This window comes from Algoriphagus sp., assembly GCF_013373065.1.
Taxonomy (GTDB): domain Bacteria; phylum Bacteroidota; class Bacteroidia; order Cytophagales; family Cyclobacteriaceae; genus Algoriphagus.
On sequence record NZ_JABXIN010000011.1, the window covers coordinates 80,661 to 96,986 of the forward strand.

Annotated in this window: 15 protein-coding genes; 10 read left to right on the plus strand and 5 right to left on the minus strand. The window is 40.2% G+C overall.

What is annotated here, in order from left to right:
• Positions 1 to 12 precede the first annotated feature (12 nt).
• The 8 genes from HWE15_RS07205 (at position 13) to trmB (ending at position 9,628) form a co-directional block, all read left to right on the plus strand.
• Positions 13 to 3,000, plus strand: a complete 2,988-nt coding sequence (locus HWE15_RS07205) for a tetratricopeptide repeat protein (protein WP_290506841.1) — start codon at positions 13 to 15, stop codon at positions 2,998 to 3,000.
• 3 nt (positions 3,001 to 3,003) lie between these two features.
• Positions 3,004 to 4,683, plus strand: coding sequence for a TonB-dependent receptor (locus HWE15_RS07210; RefSeq protein WP_290506842.1), 1,680 nt, complete (start codon positions 3,004 to 3,006; stop codon positions 4,681 to 4,683).
• Positions 4,684 to 4,745: 62 nt separating this feature from the next.
• Positions 4,746 to 5,630: an SPOR domain-containing protein gene (locus tag HWE15_RS07215; protein ID WP_290506843.1), complete on the plus strand. Its 885-nt coding sequence runs from the start codon at positions 4,746 to 4,748 to the stop codon at positions 5,628 to 5,630.
• Between the two features lies 1 nt (position 5,631).
• Positions 5,632 to 6,321 (plus strand): MotA/TolQ/ExbB proton channel family protein, encoded by a 690-nt coding sequence (locus HWE15_RS07220; protein ID WP_290506844.1) that lies wholly within the window; start codon positions 5,632 to 5,634, stop codon positions 6,319 to 6,321.
• A 2-nt stretch (positions 6,322 to 6,323) separates the two neighbouring features.
• Positions 6,324 to 6,713 (plus strand): biopolymer transporter ExbD, encoded by a 390-nt coding sequence (locus tag HWE15_RS07225; RefSeq protein ID WP_290506845.1) that lies wholly within the window; start codon positions 6,324 to 6,326, stop codon positions 6,711 to 6,713.
• Between the two features lies 1 nt (position 6,714).
• Positions 6,715 to 7,671, plus strand: coding sequence for an energy transducer TonB (locus HWE15_RS07230; protein ID WP_290506846.1), 957 nt, complete (start codon positions 6,715 to 6,717; stop codon positions 7,669 to 7,671).
• Between the two features lies 1 nt (position 7,672).
• Positions 7,673 to 8,968: a folylpolyglutamate synthase/dihydrofolate synthase family protein gene (locus HWE15_RS07235; RefSeq protein ID WP_290506847.1), complete on the plus strand. Its 1,296-nt coding sequence runs from the start codon at positions 7,673 to 7,675 to the stop codon at positions 8,966 to 8,968.
• The gene (trmB, locus tag HWE15_RS07240) at positions 8,969 to 9,628 is read left to right on the plus strand and encodes a tRNA (guanosine(46)-N7)-methyltransferase TrmB (protein ID WP_290506848.1); all 660 of its coding nucleotides are present in this window, start codon (positions 8,969 to 8,971) and stop codon (positions 9,626 to 9,628) included.
• On the opposite strand, the gene HWE15_RS07245 is transcribed toward trmB, so the two are convergent.
• The 4 genes from HWE15_RS07245 to HWE15_RS07260 are packed head-to-tail and all read right to left on the minus strand — an operon-like array spanning position 9,621 to position 13,505.
• A complete protein-coding gene (locus HWE15_RS07245; protein WP_290506849.1) occupies positions 9,621 to 10,496 on the minus strand; it encodes a 3-hydroxyacyl-CoA dehydrogenase in 876 nt (291 codons plus the stop codon). The genes trmB and HWE15_RS07245 overlap by 8 nt on opposite strands.
• A gap of 2 nt (positions 10,497 to 10,498) precedes the next feature.
• Positions 10,499 to 11,527, minus strand: a complete 1,029-nt coding sequence (locus HWE15_RS07250; protein WP_290506850.1) for a phosphotransferase family protein — start codon at positions 11,525 to 11,527, stop codon at positions 10,499 to 10,501.
• Complete coding sequence (locus HWE15_RS07255) at positions 11,524 to 12,732, minus strand: acyl-CoA dehydrogenase family protein (protein ID WP_290506851.1); 1,209 nt, start codon at positions 12,730 to 12,732, stop codon at positions 11,524 to 11,526. The genes HWE15_RS07250 and HWE15_RS07255 overlap by 4 nt, the downstream gene beginning before the upstream one ends.
• 5 nt (positions 12,733 to 12,737) lie before the next feature.
• The gene (locus HWE15_RS07260; RefSeq protein ID WP_290506852.1) at positions 12,738 to 13,505 is read right to left on the minus strand and encodes an SDR family NAD(P)-dependent oxidoreductase; all 768 of its coding nucleotides are present in this window, start codon (positions 13,503 to 13,505) and stop codon (positions 12,738 to 12,740) included.
• 109 nt (positions 13,506 to 13,614) lie between these two features.
• On the opposite strand from HWE15_RS07260, the gene HWE15_RS07265 reads away from it, so the two are divergent.
• Both HWE15_RS07265 and HWE15_RS07270 read left to right on the plus strand, forming a co-directional pair.
• A complete protein-coding gene (locus HWE15_RS07265; protein ID WP_290506853.1) occupies positions 13,615 to 14,583 on the plus strand; it encodes a zinc-dependent alcohol dehydrogenase family protein in 969 nt (322 codons plus the stop codon).
• 84 nt (positions 14,584 to 14,667) lie between these two features.
• Positions 14,668 to 15,090, plus strand: coding sequence for a hypothetical protein (locus tag HWE15_RS07270; protein ID WP_290506854.1), 423 nt, complete (start codon positions 14,668 to 14,670; stop codon positions 15,088 to 15,090).
• Between the two features lie 46 nt (positions 15,091 to 15,136).
• Here the strand turns inward: HWE15_RS07270 and HWE15_RS07275 are convergent, their stop codons facing one another.
• Positions 15,137 to 16,303 carry an alpha/beta hydrolase-fold protein gene (locus HWE15_RS07275; protein WP_290506855.1) on the minus strand — a complete coding sequence of 389 codons (1,167 nt, stop codon included), beginning with the start codon at positions 16,301 to 16,303 and terminating at the stop codon, positions 15,137 to 15,139.
• Between the last annotated feature and the right edge of the window lie 23 nt (positions 16,304 to 16,326).

The following is a 16,326-nucleotide window of genomic DNA, read 5'->3' on the forward strand; positions in this document are numbered from 1 at the left end:
CAATTACCAACTATGCGATACTACCTAGTGCTAGTGGCTAGTCTGGGTTTGACTTGGCAAGCTGCTGCTCAGTCTTCACTCTATCAGACCAGTTCACAGCGTTTGTTGGATGATCAGGCATCCTTTTTTCAAAAACAGCTTTTTTCTGCCTCCCTTTTGGAATCTCAAAAGGTAGATGCGGAAGGATTTTCTTCCGATCAGCTTCGATTTGGGAAGTTAAAAGCCGCTCAATCTGCCCTAGAACTAGAAAGTCCTGATGGGGTAGGGCTAATGAAATCCTACATTTTGGAAAACAGAGACCACCCTTCGGTAAACGATGCTGGACTTTATTTAGGAGATCACTTTTTCTACAAGCGTAATTATAAGGAAGCAGCGGATGGATATAGCTTGGTGAATGCTGACAATCTATCTCCGGAAAGCCAGGCTGACGTTCTTTTCAAGCAAGGCTATTCTTATTTCAAACTGGATCAATATGATTCCGCAGCCATTTATTTTGATCAGGCAAAGATTTTAGGACAGGCTGTAAGTTATGATGCCTATTATTACAGTGGATATATTGCCATGGAGTCCGGGAATTCATCTAAGGCTATTAATGATTTAGAAAAAGCTTCCCATTCCGCTTTCTATGCACTCAAAGTGCCTTATTTATTAGCGTCGCTTTATTATCAGGAAGGACGATATTCGGATCTGATTTCCTATGGTGAGAGCCAACTTGCCTCTGCTGGGAATTTGGAGCGAAAAGAAATGATTCATCTCTACTTGGCAGAGGCTTACTATGTGGAAAAAGATTTTGCCAAGGCTGCAGAAAATTATGATGCTTTCATTAATTCCAGAAAAGGTGAGCTTAGTCCAGAACAGGTTTTTAAAGGAGGGGTTGCTCAATTTGAGATTGAAAATTACCAGCGAGCAACAGATTATTTAAAAGTATCAGCTTCCGCTTCCAGTGAGATGGGACAGGCTTCATCGTATTATTTGGGGCATGCTTATCTCAAATTGGAAAATTATCAGTTTGCAAGTACTTCTTTTCAATCCGCATCTAATGCAGATTTTAATCCCCAAATCAAAGAAGAGTCTTTATTCAATTTTGCAAAGTCAAACCTTCAAAAAGGAAGTTTCCAGGCTGGAATTTCAGGCTTGGACCAATACCTAAATGAATATCCTAATGGAGAGTATCGCTCAGAAGCAGAAACACTGCTTTCAGAAGCCTTAATAAATACCAGTGATTATTTGCGCGCCATAGAGCAAATGGATCGGATTCAAAACAAATCTCCTCGAATCCGGGAAGCCTATCAGCGGGTGGCGTATTACCAAGCAATGGTTTATTTCCGAGATAAGCGCTATCCTGGTGCAATTGTATATCTGGATAAGTCCCTTGAATATCCTGTAAACCGAGATTTGGTTTTGGAGGCTCATTTCTGGAAAGGCGAGATTTATTCTGCAAGTGGAGAATTGGATCAGGCGATTCAATCTTACCAAAAAGCATTGCAGTTAGGAAGAACGACTTCAAGCGCTTATCTCAGTAAAAGTTTGTATGGACTAGGGTATGCTTACTTTAATTCCAAAAATTATCGGGAAGCAGAGTTTCAATTTAAAACTTATACAGACCGTCTTCGAAATAGGGATGACAAAGAAAATTACGATGATGCATTGCTTCGATTAGGTGATTGCTATTATGTTCAAAAACGCTTTTCTGAATCAGAAGCTACTTTTCAACAAGCAATTTCTGAACGAAACACCGGAATTGATTATGCTTATTTCCGATTAGGGGTGGTTCAAAACTTTCAATCAAAAAATTCGGAAGCACTTCGCAATCTCGATCAGTTAATTGCCAATTATCCCAATTCATTATATCTCGAAGATGCTTTGTTCCAGCGTGGTCAAATTTTAATGGAGGAGCTTCGGTATAGCGATGCCACCTTTGCTTTTTCGGATTTGATTTCTCGAAGACCCAATAGTCCGTTTGTGCCTTTTGCTCTAGAGGGAAGAGCCGTAGCGAATTTTTCACTTCAAAATTACAATGAATCCATTCGTGATTATCAATCCATTTTGAATGAGCATCCCAATTCTTCAAATTCTGAAACAGCCCTGAAGGGTCTGCAAGAATCTTTGGCTTTACAGGGAAGAGCTGGTGAATTTTCGGCTTATTTAGACAAATACAAGCAAGCTAATCCTGATGGAGGATCTGTTCAGTCTTTGGAATTTGAATCCGCAAAAAGTTTGTATTTCGAACGGAATTTCACGCAAGCTGCAAGAGCATTTGAGAATTACTTGAAAAGTTATCCTGAATCGGGTCAAAAAACCGATGCACTCTATTACATGGGAGATGCCTATTTACAAGCCGGAGATTCAGATAAAGCCTTGGCAAGTTTCCTTCAATTGGAAAAGGAACCGGCATCTCCACAACGATTACGTGCGATGCAAAAGATTGGAGAAATCCAATTGGATAAAGGAAATTATGATGCTGCAATTCCCTATTTGGAACTGGCGGTAAGCAATGCCAGAAGTAAGGTTGAAGAGGCAGAAGCGCTAATGGGCTTATTGAAAGCCTATAACGAAACCAAACGATATCGAGAAGTCATTGCAACCGCAGAAAAGCTAGAGGCGCAGGATGGGATTTTACCTGAATCGACGCCAACCGCTCTACTTGGAAAAGCGAAAGCCCAAATGGCACTAAATCAAGATCAAGCTGCAGAGGTCACCTTATCGGTATTAGTAGATGAATATAAAACCTTAGAAGGGGCGGAGGGATTGTATTTGTTGGCAAAATCCTATCAGGATAAGGGTCAAATTGAACAATCCAATGAGAGCATTTTCGAAATGTCAGGGCCATTTGCCGACTTTGATTTTTGGTATGGACAAATGTTTTTGCTTCTAGCTGAGAACTACGAAAAACTAGGGGAGGATTTCCAAGCTAAAGCGACATTGGAATCCATCGTGGAAAATGCCACGAATGAAGAGATAAGAAAGATTGCTCTAGAAAAACTCCAAAAACTGAATTAAGCCATGAGAAAAACATATTTAGTATTTGCAGTTGTTTTTTCCTTGTTTTCAGGCGATCTATTTGGGCAGATTCAATCTCGAGGAGAGGTTCAGGATCAGGAGTTTGTCATTCGAAAAGACCGCGTTTTGACCTTGCCTGTTCAACCAAGGATTTTTGAAAAGCTTCCTGTGTTGCCACAACCAAAAGGACTGAGCGATTTTAACTATCAGGTCAAGTTTTATGAATTAGATCTTCCTCCGGTTGCGCTGGAAGTAGAGCCTGCTCAGAAAGTATATCGAAGAGACTACAAGGATTTGTTTCCTGGATTTTTAAGGCTAGGATATGGGAATTTTGCCAGTCCGCTTCTTGAAGCTCGTTTTATGGCTACAGAAGTCTACGATTGGAATTATAGTTTGAATCTCAAGCATCAAAGTTTCGGAAAAGGACCTGTCTTTGACGAGGAGTCCAAAGAATCCCATGCCCAATTAGGAGGAATGGTTAGTTATTTTCTTGATCAGGCTGAAGTCTTTGGTGGCTTAAATTGGAATCAAGATTCTTATTCATTTTATGGAATCGACACTTCTATTTTGAGTAATCCCAATTTGGATTTTGCTGGAATTCAGGGTAATGTTTTGAGTACGATTAATGTTTCTGCAGGTATTCGGGATATTGAGAAATTGGGTCCCGTTTCCTATGAGGGTAAGCTTCATTTCAAGAATTTCAAAGACAGTTACTTGGCTCAGGAAAATGAAATTGGGCTACAGGCAAAGGGGAAATTTAGACCGATGGATGACTTGACTGCTGCTGTCCAAGTGGCTTATTTTCATACAAACCCTTCCGATGAAGGATATGATCTAACCCGAACGTACTTTGCAATCAGACCTTTAGTCAAATATCAATTGGCTGATTTTAATGTCTCAGCCGGATTGAATATAGTTTCGGAAAATGATTCTATCCAAGGTAAATCGAGTGATTTTCGAATTTTCCCGGTACTAAAAGCATCCTATCAATTTGCAGAAGAGTTTGGTTTTTATGGGGAGTTTTCTGGTGATGTCCAACGCAAAACTTACTATGATTTTGTGATGGAAAATCCATTTCTAGGCCCCTCAGCCCAACTTTTGAATACAATAAATAACTATAAGATTACCGGTGGAGTAGAAGGAACACTCCAAAGTAATTTCTATTATCGAGCGGGAATTGATGTGAGTCGCTATAATCAAATGCACTTTTTTGTAAATGCTGCAGACACTTCCCGTTTCCAATTGGTGTATGATGATAAGGTGTCGGTGTTCAATATCAATGCTGAATTGGGATTAAAAATCAATGATCTATATCAAGTTTCCTCTCAATTGAATCTGTATCAATACGATATGAATCTTCAGGAAGAGGCTTGGCATCGACCTACTTGGCAAGTGGGAATCAACAATCAATTTACTCCCATGGAAAGCCTATTGGTTCAAGCTAACTTGAATTTTATGGGAGGGATCAAAGCCCGTCAAGTTGATGCCAATACGGAGCAGGGATTTAGATCCTTTAATCTAAAAACAATCGCAGATTTGCAATTGAAGGCTGATTATCAGATTTCTGACCGAATCGGAATTTTTGTTGAAGGGAATAATCTGCTCAATGGTCAAAATGTTAGGTGGTTGAATTATCCGGTTCGAGGTGTACAATTGATCGGAGGAGCTTGGCTTAAATTTTAATTTTGGTTTGGCTTTCCCTTCAAATCGATTAGTTTCGTAACAAGCTATTTTTCAGAATCGCTGTGGAGAAAAAACAAAGTAAATCTTGGACCGATCCGAAGGATTTTGGTTTACCATACGTTGAGATTAAAACCTTGAAAGAGCAGGAGGAGGTCCAACGACAGGAGCCTGTTGAAAATCCCGAGGTATCTTCTGATTCCCCTTTGGAAGCTTCTGAATTGCGCAAAAAAATAAAGGCTCAAATCCCTGCTAAGCCTGTTGAATCAAATGCGATAGTTGAAGAAGAAACTGTTCCTGAAGCTATTGCTGAATCCAATTCAAGTCAAGACCAAAGATCCAAGGAACCTGTCTCTAAACCCGCTGAGCCAGTTATTGAAAAGAAAAATCCTTCCAGCTGGATAGTCTATGTAGTTATCATAGCGATACTTCTAGTCTCAGCAGTTGTTTGGCAATTGATGAAAGATGAACCGAAGCCACAGGCTACTCCAATAGCTTCCGTTGAGACCGAAGAAAAAGAGTCCACTCCTATAATTGAAGAAGTGGAAGAAGAACCAGAAATAAATACTGAAAATAGTTCTGCAGAAACTGCTGAAAATCAGGACTCTGTAGCGAATATTCCTCAAGTACAAAATCCAACAGTTCCCACAACTGAAACTGGTACAACAATTGATCGTAATGAAGCGAATTCTTTGATCCGAATTGATTCAAAAGAAGAACGAGCTCGCTATTTCATTGTGGTCGGAAGTTTACCCTCTGAACGGTTGGCAATTCGAAAGTCTGCCGACTACAGGGATCGTGTTTCGGAGCTTTATTTGATTTTGCCATACGAAGATTCCCCTAATTATCGTTTGGCTATTGGGAGATTTAATTCCTTCTCTCAGGCAAATCAAGCCCTTTCGGAAATCAAAGATGATTATTCCGAAGCATTGTGGATTTTGAAATATTAATATGATTTTACTACAAACTCTCTCAACAGACACGCTTTCTGCAGCGGATAGTCTGGGAATGAATGGTGGCGCCCAGGAAATAGGTTTGCTGGATTTGTTGATTAAAGGCGGATATATGATGATCCCCCTTTACTTACTCTTTATCCTGGCAATCTACATTTTTGTGGAGCGATTGATGACACTCAAAAAAGCTTCAAAAACGCCCGTACATTTATTGGATCAGGTGAAAGTCTTGGTTTCCAGTGGGCAAGTTGAAAAAGCCAAAATGCTTTGTGCCGATGAAAAAACTCCGATAGCCAATATGATCGCAAAAGGGATTGAGCGAATTGGATCTCCTTTGAAAAATATTGAAGTATCAATTGAAAATGTGGGCAAAATCGAGATTTACAAACTTGAGAAAAATTTGAGTTTGTTGGCAACGGTCTCAGGTGCTGCTCCTATGATTGGTTTTTTAGGTACCGTCGCAGGGATGATACAGGCTTTTATAGCAATTGCGCAAGAAGAGGGAATGGTTTCGCCGAAACTTCTATCGGAAGGGATTTATGAAGCGATGATTACGACTGCAACTGGCTTGGTGGTAGGTATTTTGGCTTACTTGGGATATAATTATTTGGTTACTCAAGTATCAAAATTGGTTCATCGAATGGAATATGCTTCGATTGAATTTATTGAACTTCTTCAAGAAAAATAATCATGGCACTCCAGTCCAAACATAAAGTAGATTCAGCTTTTAGCATGTCCTCCATGACGGACATCATTTTCTTATTGCTGATTTTCTTCATGCTTACATCTTCCTTTATTACTCCTTCAGGTTTGCCAGTGAATCTTCCTTCTAGTGAGACCTCGGATATTGCTATGCAGGAAGTGACGGTATCTGTGACCAAAGATCTTCGCTATGCTGTAAATGACAGGGTGGTTAGTAGGGAACAAATAAAGTCCGAGTTGACAACATTATTGAAGGATAAAAAGGGACAGGTTGTTCTTCATATTGATAAGGAAGTTCCTGTTGAATATTTAGTTGAAATAGGAGGGATAGCAGCGGGATTGGAGGCGAATGTTTCCATTGCCACAAAACCATATTAGGATGGAGTATTGGAATGCAGATAAAGTAGAGAGTCAAAATAAAAAGCGAGCAGGTATCATCACTCTGATCCTGAATATCTTGCTTTTGATTGCAATCTATTTTATTGTCGTTTGGAAACAACCCATTCCACCGCTTCCTACATTCGGTTTGGAGCTAAATCTTGGATTTACTCCTACAGGTTCGGGAAATACCAATAGTCCGAATCCGCCCTCAGAAAACCCAACTCCTGTAGTGGAAGCGGCGGCACCAGGCGAAATTGCGACGGAAGCTACTCCAGAAGCTACCCCAAATCCTTCACCCAAATCTACTCAAGCACAGCCCAAGTCAAATCCACAGCCAGCGGCCAATCAAGCTGTTTCGAAAAATCCTTCACCGATCAAAGGGGAAGAAAAGGCCAGTGAATCTGTCAAAAAGCCTGAGCCTAAACCTTTAGAAACAGCGAAAACTGTAACTGCACCTGCAGAATCAAAAGCTGAGGAAACTGTTCAAAAAGCTCCTGAGCAACCAAAAATTAATGAGCGGGCCTTGATGGGGGCGGGGGGTACTAAGGGAAAAAGTACCCAAGCCACTTCAGGCGGTGCGCAAGGGGATTCGAATCAAAAAGGAGATTCAGGAGATCCAAAAGGGACGGTGGATGGACGAGCAATCATGGGACAAGGAAGTGGTCAAGGAACGAATTCTGGATCCGGTTATAGTTTGGATTTAGCAGGATGGGATTTTGCTGCCCGTCCCAATATCAATGACCGGGTTTCTTCTCGAAATGGTCGAATTGTTTTTAAAATCACCGTGGATGACTCGGGTCGAGTAGTACAAGCTGTCCCATTGGAATACAATGTTTCCAATGAAGTATTGGCCTATTATCGTCAAGTCGTCAATCAAGTTTCATTTAAGCGCCAAGGAGGTCCTGTTGCTGATTTTTCTACGGGAAAAATTACCTTCATTATCAAGGTAGATTAATATGACGTATCAAGAAACGCTTGATTTCCTTTATCAAGCCCTTCCCATGTTTCAGCGCGTTGGGGCTTCTGCATTCAAAAAAGATCTTTCCAATACGATTGCCTTATGTAATCAGCTTGGAAATCCTCAAGAAAAATTTAAATCCGTCCATGTTGCTGGAACGAATGGGAAGGGAAGCTCCTCTCATTCTTTGGCTGCAGTTTTTCAAGAGGCTGGATATAAAACGGGTTTGTATACCTCACCTCACCTAAAGTCCTTTACCGAACGGATTAGAATAAATGGAATCGAAATTCCACAGGAAGAGGTCATTCTATTTGTGGAAGAGAACAAATCGTTTTTAGAAGAGCTCAAGCCTAGTTTTTTTGAAATGACCGTGGGGATGGCCTTTTGGTTTTTTGCTAAGGAGAAAGTTGATATTGCCATTATTGAAGTGGGAATGGGGGGGCGGTTGGATAGTACCAATGTGATCCATCCTGAGCTGTGTTTGATTACGAATATTGGTTGGGACCATATGCAGTATTTGGGCGATACTCTCCCTAAAATTGCTGCAGAAAAGGCAGGTATCATTAAAGAAAACACTCCCGTGGTCATTAGCCAGACACAAGATGAATGCAAGAGAGTTTTTATTGAATTAGCTGCTGAAAAGCATGCTCCAATTGTGTTTGCAGATGAATTTTGGAAGGTGGATCAAGTAAATAAAAATGAAAACCTAACTTCCACGGTAACTTATCAGATTACACACGAGGAGGAGACCTTTAAGTTGGAATTTGGTTTATTAGGGGATTATCAAAAAGGAAACATCCCCGGGATTTTAGAAGCTATTCATCAGCTTCAGCAAATGGGCTGGAAAATTTCAAAAGATGACATCGAAAGGGGACTAAGCCAACAGACATCTTTAACGGGATTGAAAGGGAGGTGGCAAGTCCTTGGAACTTCACCGCTTATCATCGCAGATACCGGGCATAATGAACCCGGAATTCAAGCAATCCTAAAGCAACTGGAGAAATATTCCTATGATCAATTGTGGATGGTTTTAGGAATGGTAAATGATAAAGATGTCTCAAAAATTTTAGCTCTTTTGCCTCAAAAAGCAAAGTATATCTTTTGTGAAGCAAAAATTCCTCGAGCTCTTTCGGCAGCAGAGCTAGCTGAAAAAGCAGGAAAATTTGGTCTGTATGGAGAAATTATTCCTTCCATTCCAAATGCGATCAATTGTGCTCGAAAAAATGCGCAATCCAATGACCTGATTTTTATTGGAGGCAGTACTTTTGTGGTCGCAGAAATCGAGGAACTATAAATGAGCAGAAAGAAATTAGTTCGCTTCAAGGCGAATGAGGAAAACCCTAATGTAATTCAAGCAGGAAAACCAATTTTTGAGGAAATAAAAGGAAATTGGAAGAATGGACAATTTTTGAATGAATACCCTTTGGTAGTTGAGTTGGCTTGTGGAAGGGGTGAATTTACGGTAGGGTTGGCTCGGGTATTTCCGGAACAAAATTTTATTGGAGTCGATATTAAAGGTAGTCGAATTTGGAAGGGAAGTTCAACAGCTACTGCTGAAGGCCTTCAAAATGTTGCTTTTCTCAGAACTCAAATTCAGCAACTTGATAAATTTTTTGCCCCGGGTGAAATAGATGAACTTTGGATTACCTTTCCAGACCCATTTCCAAGAGATGGTGATGAGAAACGACGCTTGACCTCTCCTCGGTTTTTGGATATGTACAAGCCATTATTAAAAGAGGGGGGTATAGTTCATTTCAAAACCGATAATACGGGATTGTTTGATTATACTTTGGAACTCGTCAAGTCAAGAAATGATATCGAATTGATAGGGTTCACCCATGATTTTTACCAAAGCGAATGGAAGGACGATCATTTTGGGATCAAAACCCGTTATGAGAAAATCTTTACCGAAAAGGGTGAAAAGATTAAATATCTAAAATTTCGATTTATTTGATGAAATCAGCTGCTTTATAAGCAGGGTTAGGGTAGGTATAAAACCCTTCTCCTGATTTTTCACCTAATTTCCCTGCGTCTAGATACTCTTTCAATAAAGCTGCAAATGCTTGTGAAGCTGAGTCCTTTCGGGTTTTGGTGACGTGCCAGGCCGTATCCAGTCCGATGGAATCTAAGATCCCGAAGGGTCCCATCGGCATGTGAAAGTTGACCATCCAAGAACGATCAATATCCTCGACGCTGCCTACTTCCCCGGTCAAAAGTTTTCCTGCTGCTCCAATCAATGCCAATAACATGGTATTGAAAATATATCCAGGATTCTCTTTTTTAACCAATACAGGTACTTGATTGAGTGATCTTCCTAATTGCTCTAAAATGGGAATTAAAGCGGGATCAGTTTCAGGATTGGGCATGATATCTACTACCCTCGAATAAAAAACATCATGAAAATGAAAGGCGCAGAATTTTTTTGGTCTTCCGGACTCTTCTGCAAACATCGAGGGAAGTAAGTAGGAGGTATTGGTGGTGAAAATAGTTTTTTCAGGGGCTATTTCACTAATTTGCTTCCATACTTTCTTTTTTAATTCCACATCTTCGGTGACACTTTCATTGACAAAATCCGCATCTTGGATAGCCTTTTTCGGATCTGTGGTAAAATAAATCCTTGCTAGAATTTTCTCCTGAGGTTCTTTCAGAAGTTGCCCTTTTTCGAGTTGATGAAGGATTTTCTTCATCGTTTTGAAACCGAAATCAAGCGCCTTTTCCTGAATATCATAAACGGAAACCTGGTAACCTGAAATAGCCGCTTGAAGTGCAACTCGGGAGCCGAGGGTTCCTGAACCCAAAATGCATATCTTGTGAATGTTCATACTTAAATTTTTTCAGATAGAATACTTTTTTCAGCTTTCATCGCTGCTGCTTTCACAACTTCAATCAAGGCCCCAAATTTGGGATCATTGGTCTGCCCCAATTTGAATCGTTTGTAAATCTGTTGCGCAATTACAGCTACCTTGAAAAGCCCAAAAACATAGTAAAACAAGATGTTTTGGAGATCAAGATTGGAATGTTTTGAATAATATTCAATCACCTCCTGCCTTGTAAAATTTCCTGGTAGGTGAGTCAGATTGAACATTTTCAGAATTTCGGGATCGTCTGCTTGTGCCCAGTAGGCTAAACTGGTGCCCAAGTCCATTAAGGGATCTCCAACTGTGGCCATTTCCCAATCCAATACTGCTTTGATTTCAGCTAAATCATCTGATTTCAAAACAAGGTTATCATACTTGAAATCATTGTGAATGAAGCCCTTGTTTTCTTTTGCCGGAATATTTTCCAATAGCCATTTCGCTGATTTTTCCATTGCTGGAATCTGATCCGTTTGAGCCCGTTGATACCGCTCTGTCCATCCGGAGACTTGCCGTTGAACATATCCCTCTGGTTTTCCCAAAAGTCCCAAGCCTGATTTTTCTAAATCCAACTGATGGAGCTCCAGTAAACAGTCAATTGATCTTTTGGATAACAATTGAAAGGTTTCTCCTGTGGGAATGATGCCGGAAGAAGGGAGTCGGTTTCGAAGGATGGTTCCTTCTACAAATTCCATGATAAAAAAAGGCGCACCTAGAATATCGTCTTCTTTATAAAAAAGTATTGGCTTAGGGGACTTTGTATAGGAGGCTCGTCGAAGTGCTTCCAATACTTTGCTTTCTCTCCCCATATCGTGTGCAGTACTTATTTTATATCCGAAAGGAGGTCTTCGAAGAGCAAATTTCTCAGATGGCGTTTTAATGAGATAGGTAAGATTTGAAAAACCTCCTGATAGAGGGCGGATTTCAATCTCCTGAGAATCTAGATCTAACTTATTTCCCAGAAAGGACTTTAATAGTTCAAAATCAATTTCCTTCATGATCTTGAAAAGTTTTTCAGAATAGATTTGGCTAGGGAGGCTTTGTGAACCTCGTCCGGTCCATCATAGATTCGTGCTCCACGTTCGTGTCTATACCAAAAGGATAAGAGAGTATCATCGGTTACCCCCAAAGCTCCATGTACTTGAATGGCTCGATCAATGACTTTCATCAAGACATCCGCAACAAAAAACTTGATTGTGGAAATTTCTTCTTTGACGGCTTTGGAACCATGAATTTGCATTCGTGAGGCGACATCCAAGACCATCAAACGACTAGCATTGATTTCTGCTCGGCTTTCTGCAATCCAATTTTGAACACTCTGCTTTTCTGCTAAAGGTTTTCCAGGGTAAAGTTCTCGACTAATGGCTCGTTTGCACATCAATTGGAAGACGCGTTCACAGATTCCAATCCACCGCATACAATGATGAATACGTCCTGGACCTAAACGTTCCTGGGCTAGTGCAAACCCTTGTCCTTCTTCTCCAATCAAATGATCCCTGGGAACCCTGCAATTAGTGAATCTAACTTCAGCATGCGATAGGTAATCTTCGCCTTCTTCTCCCATGATGGGGATATTTCGAATCAGTGAGAATCCGGGATTATCCAGTGGTACCAATATCATACTAGCTCGCTTGTAAGGAGACTCAGCTTCTGGATTGGTAACCGCCATTACAATTGTGAAGGTAGCTCCATCTGCAGCAGTGGTAAACCATTTATGGCCGTTAATGACGTATTCATCTCCCTCTAGTTTTGCAGTCGTACTTAGGATCACTGGATTGCTTCCTGCATTGTCGGGTTCTGTCATCGCAAAGCAACTTCGGATTTTACCTTCTTGGAGAGGTTTTAGAAATTTTTCCTTTTGCCATTCAGAACCGAATAGTTCAAGTAGTTCCATGTTCCCGATATCCGGAGCCTGACAGTTAAAAACGTAGTGGCCAATCGGACTTTGTCCAAGGATTTCAGACACTTTGGCAAAATCTTCCAAGCTAAGACCCAAACCTCCAGATTCCTTAGATAGGTGAGGTCCAAAAAGTCCAAGTTCTTTTGCTTTTATTCGTAATCCTTGGAGTGTAGGAAGGTGTTTTCGAAAAGGGCCTTGTACAACCTTAAGGTCTATTGGGAAAAGTTCTTGCTCAACGAATCCTCTGTATTTTTCAAGAAGATCCTCTAGATTTTGTTTTGGTAAATTTTGAGAATGACTCATTGTTATTAAATCGTAAATCCTCCATCAGCTGTAAATACTGCCCCTGTGGTATAGCTCGAAGCATTAGTTGCTAGAAAAAGGGCCATGGCCCCAATTTCTTCTGAAGTACCCGCCCGTTTAATGGATAATTGCTGCAAAACCATGTTCATGATTTTATCATTACTCCAAAGCGCTTCGGAAAATTTGGTTTGGATTAAACCTGGGCAGATGGCATTTACTCGAATTCCAGCACTTCCCCATTCTTTGGCGTAAACCTTGGTGAGGGAAATTAAGGCCGCTTTACTTACGGAATAAATTCCCAAACCGGCTTCCGGAGAAATCCCTCCTATAGAACTAATGTTGATAACGGATGCATTCGATGATTTTCGAAGATGAGGATAGCAAAGCCTGGATAATTCAAATGGGGCTTTGACATTTACATCCATTATTTTATCAAAAGCTTCCAAACTTGTTTCATGAACAGGTCCAAAAACCGGGTTGGAAGCTGCGTTATTCACAAGAATATCTATTTGCCCATATTTCTCAATCGTTTGGTCAACCAGGTTAGGAAGTTCTTCCATATTTCCGACATTACATGCGATTCCTGTCGCTTCGTACCCCTTGGATTTGAGTTGATTGGCCATTTCATCCAAGGTATCTTGCTTCCTGCTACTGATGACAACTTTAGCTCCTGCGGCAGCAAATATTTCGGCAATGCTAAACCCGATTCCTTTGCTGGCTCCTGTGATGAGCGCTACCTTGCCATCAAGGGAAAAAATCCTATATAAATCCATAAATCCTTCTTTGTTTTTCTTTTCAAGATATAAAAAAAATGACCTCTAGTAAGGCCAGTAGCCGAATATATCCCTAGTTTTATTGAAAATAAATCCTTACCTGAATTATATGAAAGAGATCATTTTTGAAAAAACCGGAAAGCCATTGGAGGTTCTTGAATTACGTGAATCTGAAATCCCTACACCCAAAGAAAATGAAGTTTTGATTCGTGTAACTGCCCGAAATATCAATCCTTCAGATTTGATGTTTATTCAAGGGATGTACGGTATTACGCCCAAGCTTCCTAGTAGTGCAGGTTTTGAAGGATCTGGGATCATTGAAAAAGGGGACGTATCGGGAAGATTTGCTAAGGGGATGCGTGTCATGTTTACAGCGATTGGCACTTGGAGGGAGTACGTTGCTGTTCCTGCAGGAGGGGTCATTCCTGTTCCCCAAAATATGCCTGATGAAATTGCATGTCAGGCCTTTGTAAATCCAATGACAGCCTATGGAATGTTAGAAAAATCCGGGCTTCAAGAAAATGATTGGCTTCTCATTACAGCAGGAGCTTCTGCTTTTGGAAAGTTTGCCCTACAACTTGCAAAAGAAAAGGGAATAAAGGTCGCAGCTACTGTGCGTCATGATGACCAAAAAGCTCTTTTGGAAAGTCTTGGGGCAGATTTGGTGATTAATTCTGAAAAAGAAAAAATTCAAAAACTGATTCCCGAGCTGACAGGAGGAGGGGTTCATGTTGTTTTTGATGCAGTTTCAGGTCTGTTGGGAGCTAAGGCATTAAGTTGCCTTCGAACCAATGGGAAAATGATGGTTTTTGGTGCATTGAGTTTGGAAAATATGCCAGTTAATAGTGGTTTGCTGATTTTTAAAAACCTTACCCTAGAAGGATTTTGGCTTAGTACTTGGATTGATAGCTTGGATCATAAGGCCCGAATCGAAGCTTTTGGAAAGGTCTTTCATTTTCTAGTTAGTGAGAGTTCTCAAGTAGACATTGCGGGAAAGTATCCTCTAGAGGAATTTAAAAAAGCGATTGAAGCCTATGAAACACCTGGGCGAAATGGCAAAATTTTATTGATGAGTTAATTTCTGGGAATTTCCCATGCTTTGCCAGCCATATTAGCCATCTTTGTAGCCTGAAATCAATTTTCGATATTAAAAGAAGTACGAATGAATTGGGAAAAGCTGGACCAAGAATTAACTGAGATTGTAGAGAAACGGATCCAACTTGCGGAAATGGATTATAGTCATGAAGATTATGACGATCTAGAAGAAGAACTTCATGATTTGGAGGATGATTTCAATGCTGATTATGAGGAGGTTTTGGAAAATGAATTGGAAAAAATCTATAGCTTCTTGAAATCGGATACGGACATCTTACTTCCTACCGCATATATCGCAAATAATTACAGGCCTCTTCAAGCAGATGCTAAAGGAATCGTGAGCTATGAAGTGGTGGGGCATGAAGGTGTACCCATTGAATCCGATCAGTTTGATAGGCAGGATGTGCGACTTGTTCTGATTCCTAATCCTGCTCGTTTTGTAATGTTAATCAATGGACGTCCTCTGAAAGACCTTTGGAGAAGTAGATAATCAAAACAGCCCGATTGAATTTTCAATCGGGCTGTTTTTTTATGCTCTAATTTTCTTCTTGAAGAATTAGAATCCTGCTTTTCGCATGCTCATTTTCAGGGTTCAGTTCCAATGATCTTTTATAGCCCAAGATGGCGTTTGTAGTATCTTCTACTGCTTCATAAGCTTCTCCAAGGCTGTCAAAGGCATTAAATGATCCCGGAAAATTTTGAGTATTGAGCAAGAAAAAATCCAATCCCTTCATTTTCTCATTCTCATCATTACTCCGGATAAAGGCATATCCGACTTGATTTACCAAAGTCTCAGGTGGATTAACTTTATATCCGAGCCGATCCGAAATTCCTTGAAAATGTCCGTTGAGCTGATCGATGGTTTTTATTTCTCTAAAGGAAATTCCATATCCTTCATAAATAGTCGTAATTCCCTGTAAAAAAGCGATAGGAGGGACCGATGCATGACTTTCATTTTCAAAATAGTCTAAGCGAGCCCGTAGTGTTCCCTCATAGAGCCGATTTAAGGATTCATAAAACCGAACATGTCTGTCACGATTTGTAAGGTTTTGTTTTCCCCAGTTTGCTGTTGCAAAATAGATATAGCGTTGAAAAGTTTGGGGAGAAATACTTTCTAATTTTTGATCCATGGTTTGGGCATCCCAGGTACCAAAACTCGGGTCTATTGCTAAAAATGAATTGAATAACGTGTTTTCTTTTAAATATGCGTGTGTAGCCAAAAGTCCACCCAATGAGTGTCCATATAATATTCGATAAGGTTCAGTTCTATACTTTTTATCGATCTCGGGAATTAATTCTTTCTCTAAAAAAGAAAGAAAACGATCACCTCCGCCTGTATTATTTTCTCTTACGGTGATAATTTTATCGGGTGTAAAATCCCTTCTACGATCCACATTTTGAATTCCTACGACAATCATCTCGGGAATCTTCAAGCTCCGGTTGCGATCTGCGCTGTGATATTGGACCATTCCCGCGATGAAGTTGAAATGAATATTTCCGTCTAGGAGTATCAACACCGGGTAAGTTTTATAATCAGATGCATTATTAGAATAGGATTCCGGTAAACTCACCCAATATGTCCGCTCTTCATTCAAGACCTCTGAATAGATATTGTGTTTTTCCCCAATTACGATCTCTTCTTGACTATAAGCCAGAAAGCTTAATTGAGCTAAAAAAATTAAAGTCAGGAAATATTTTCTCATGATAGTTGGGGTGAATAATTGAT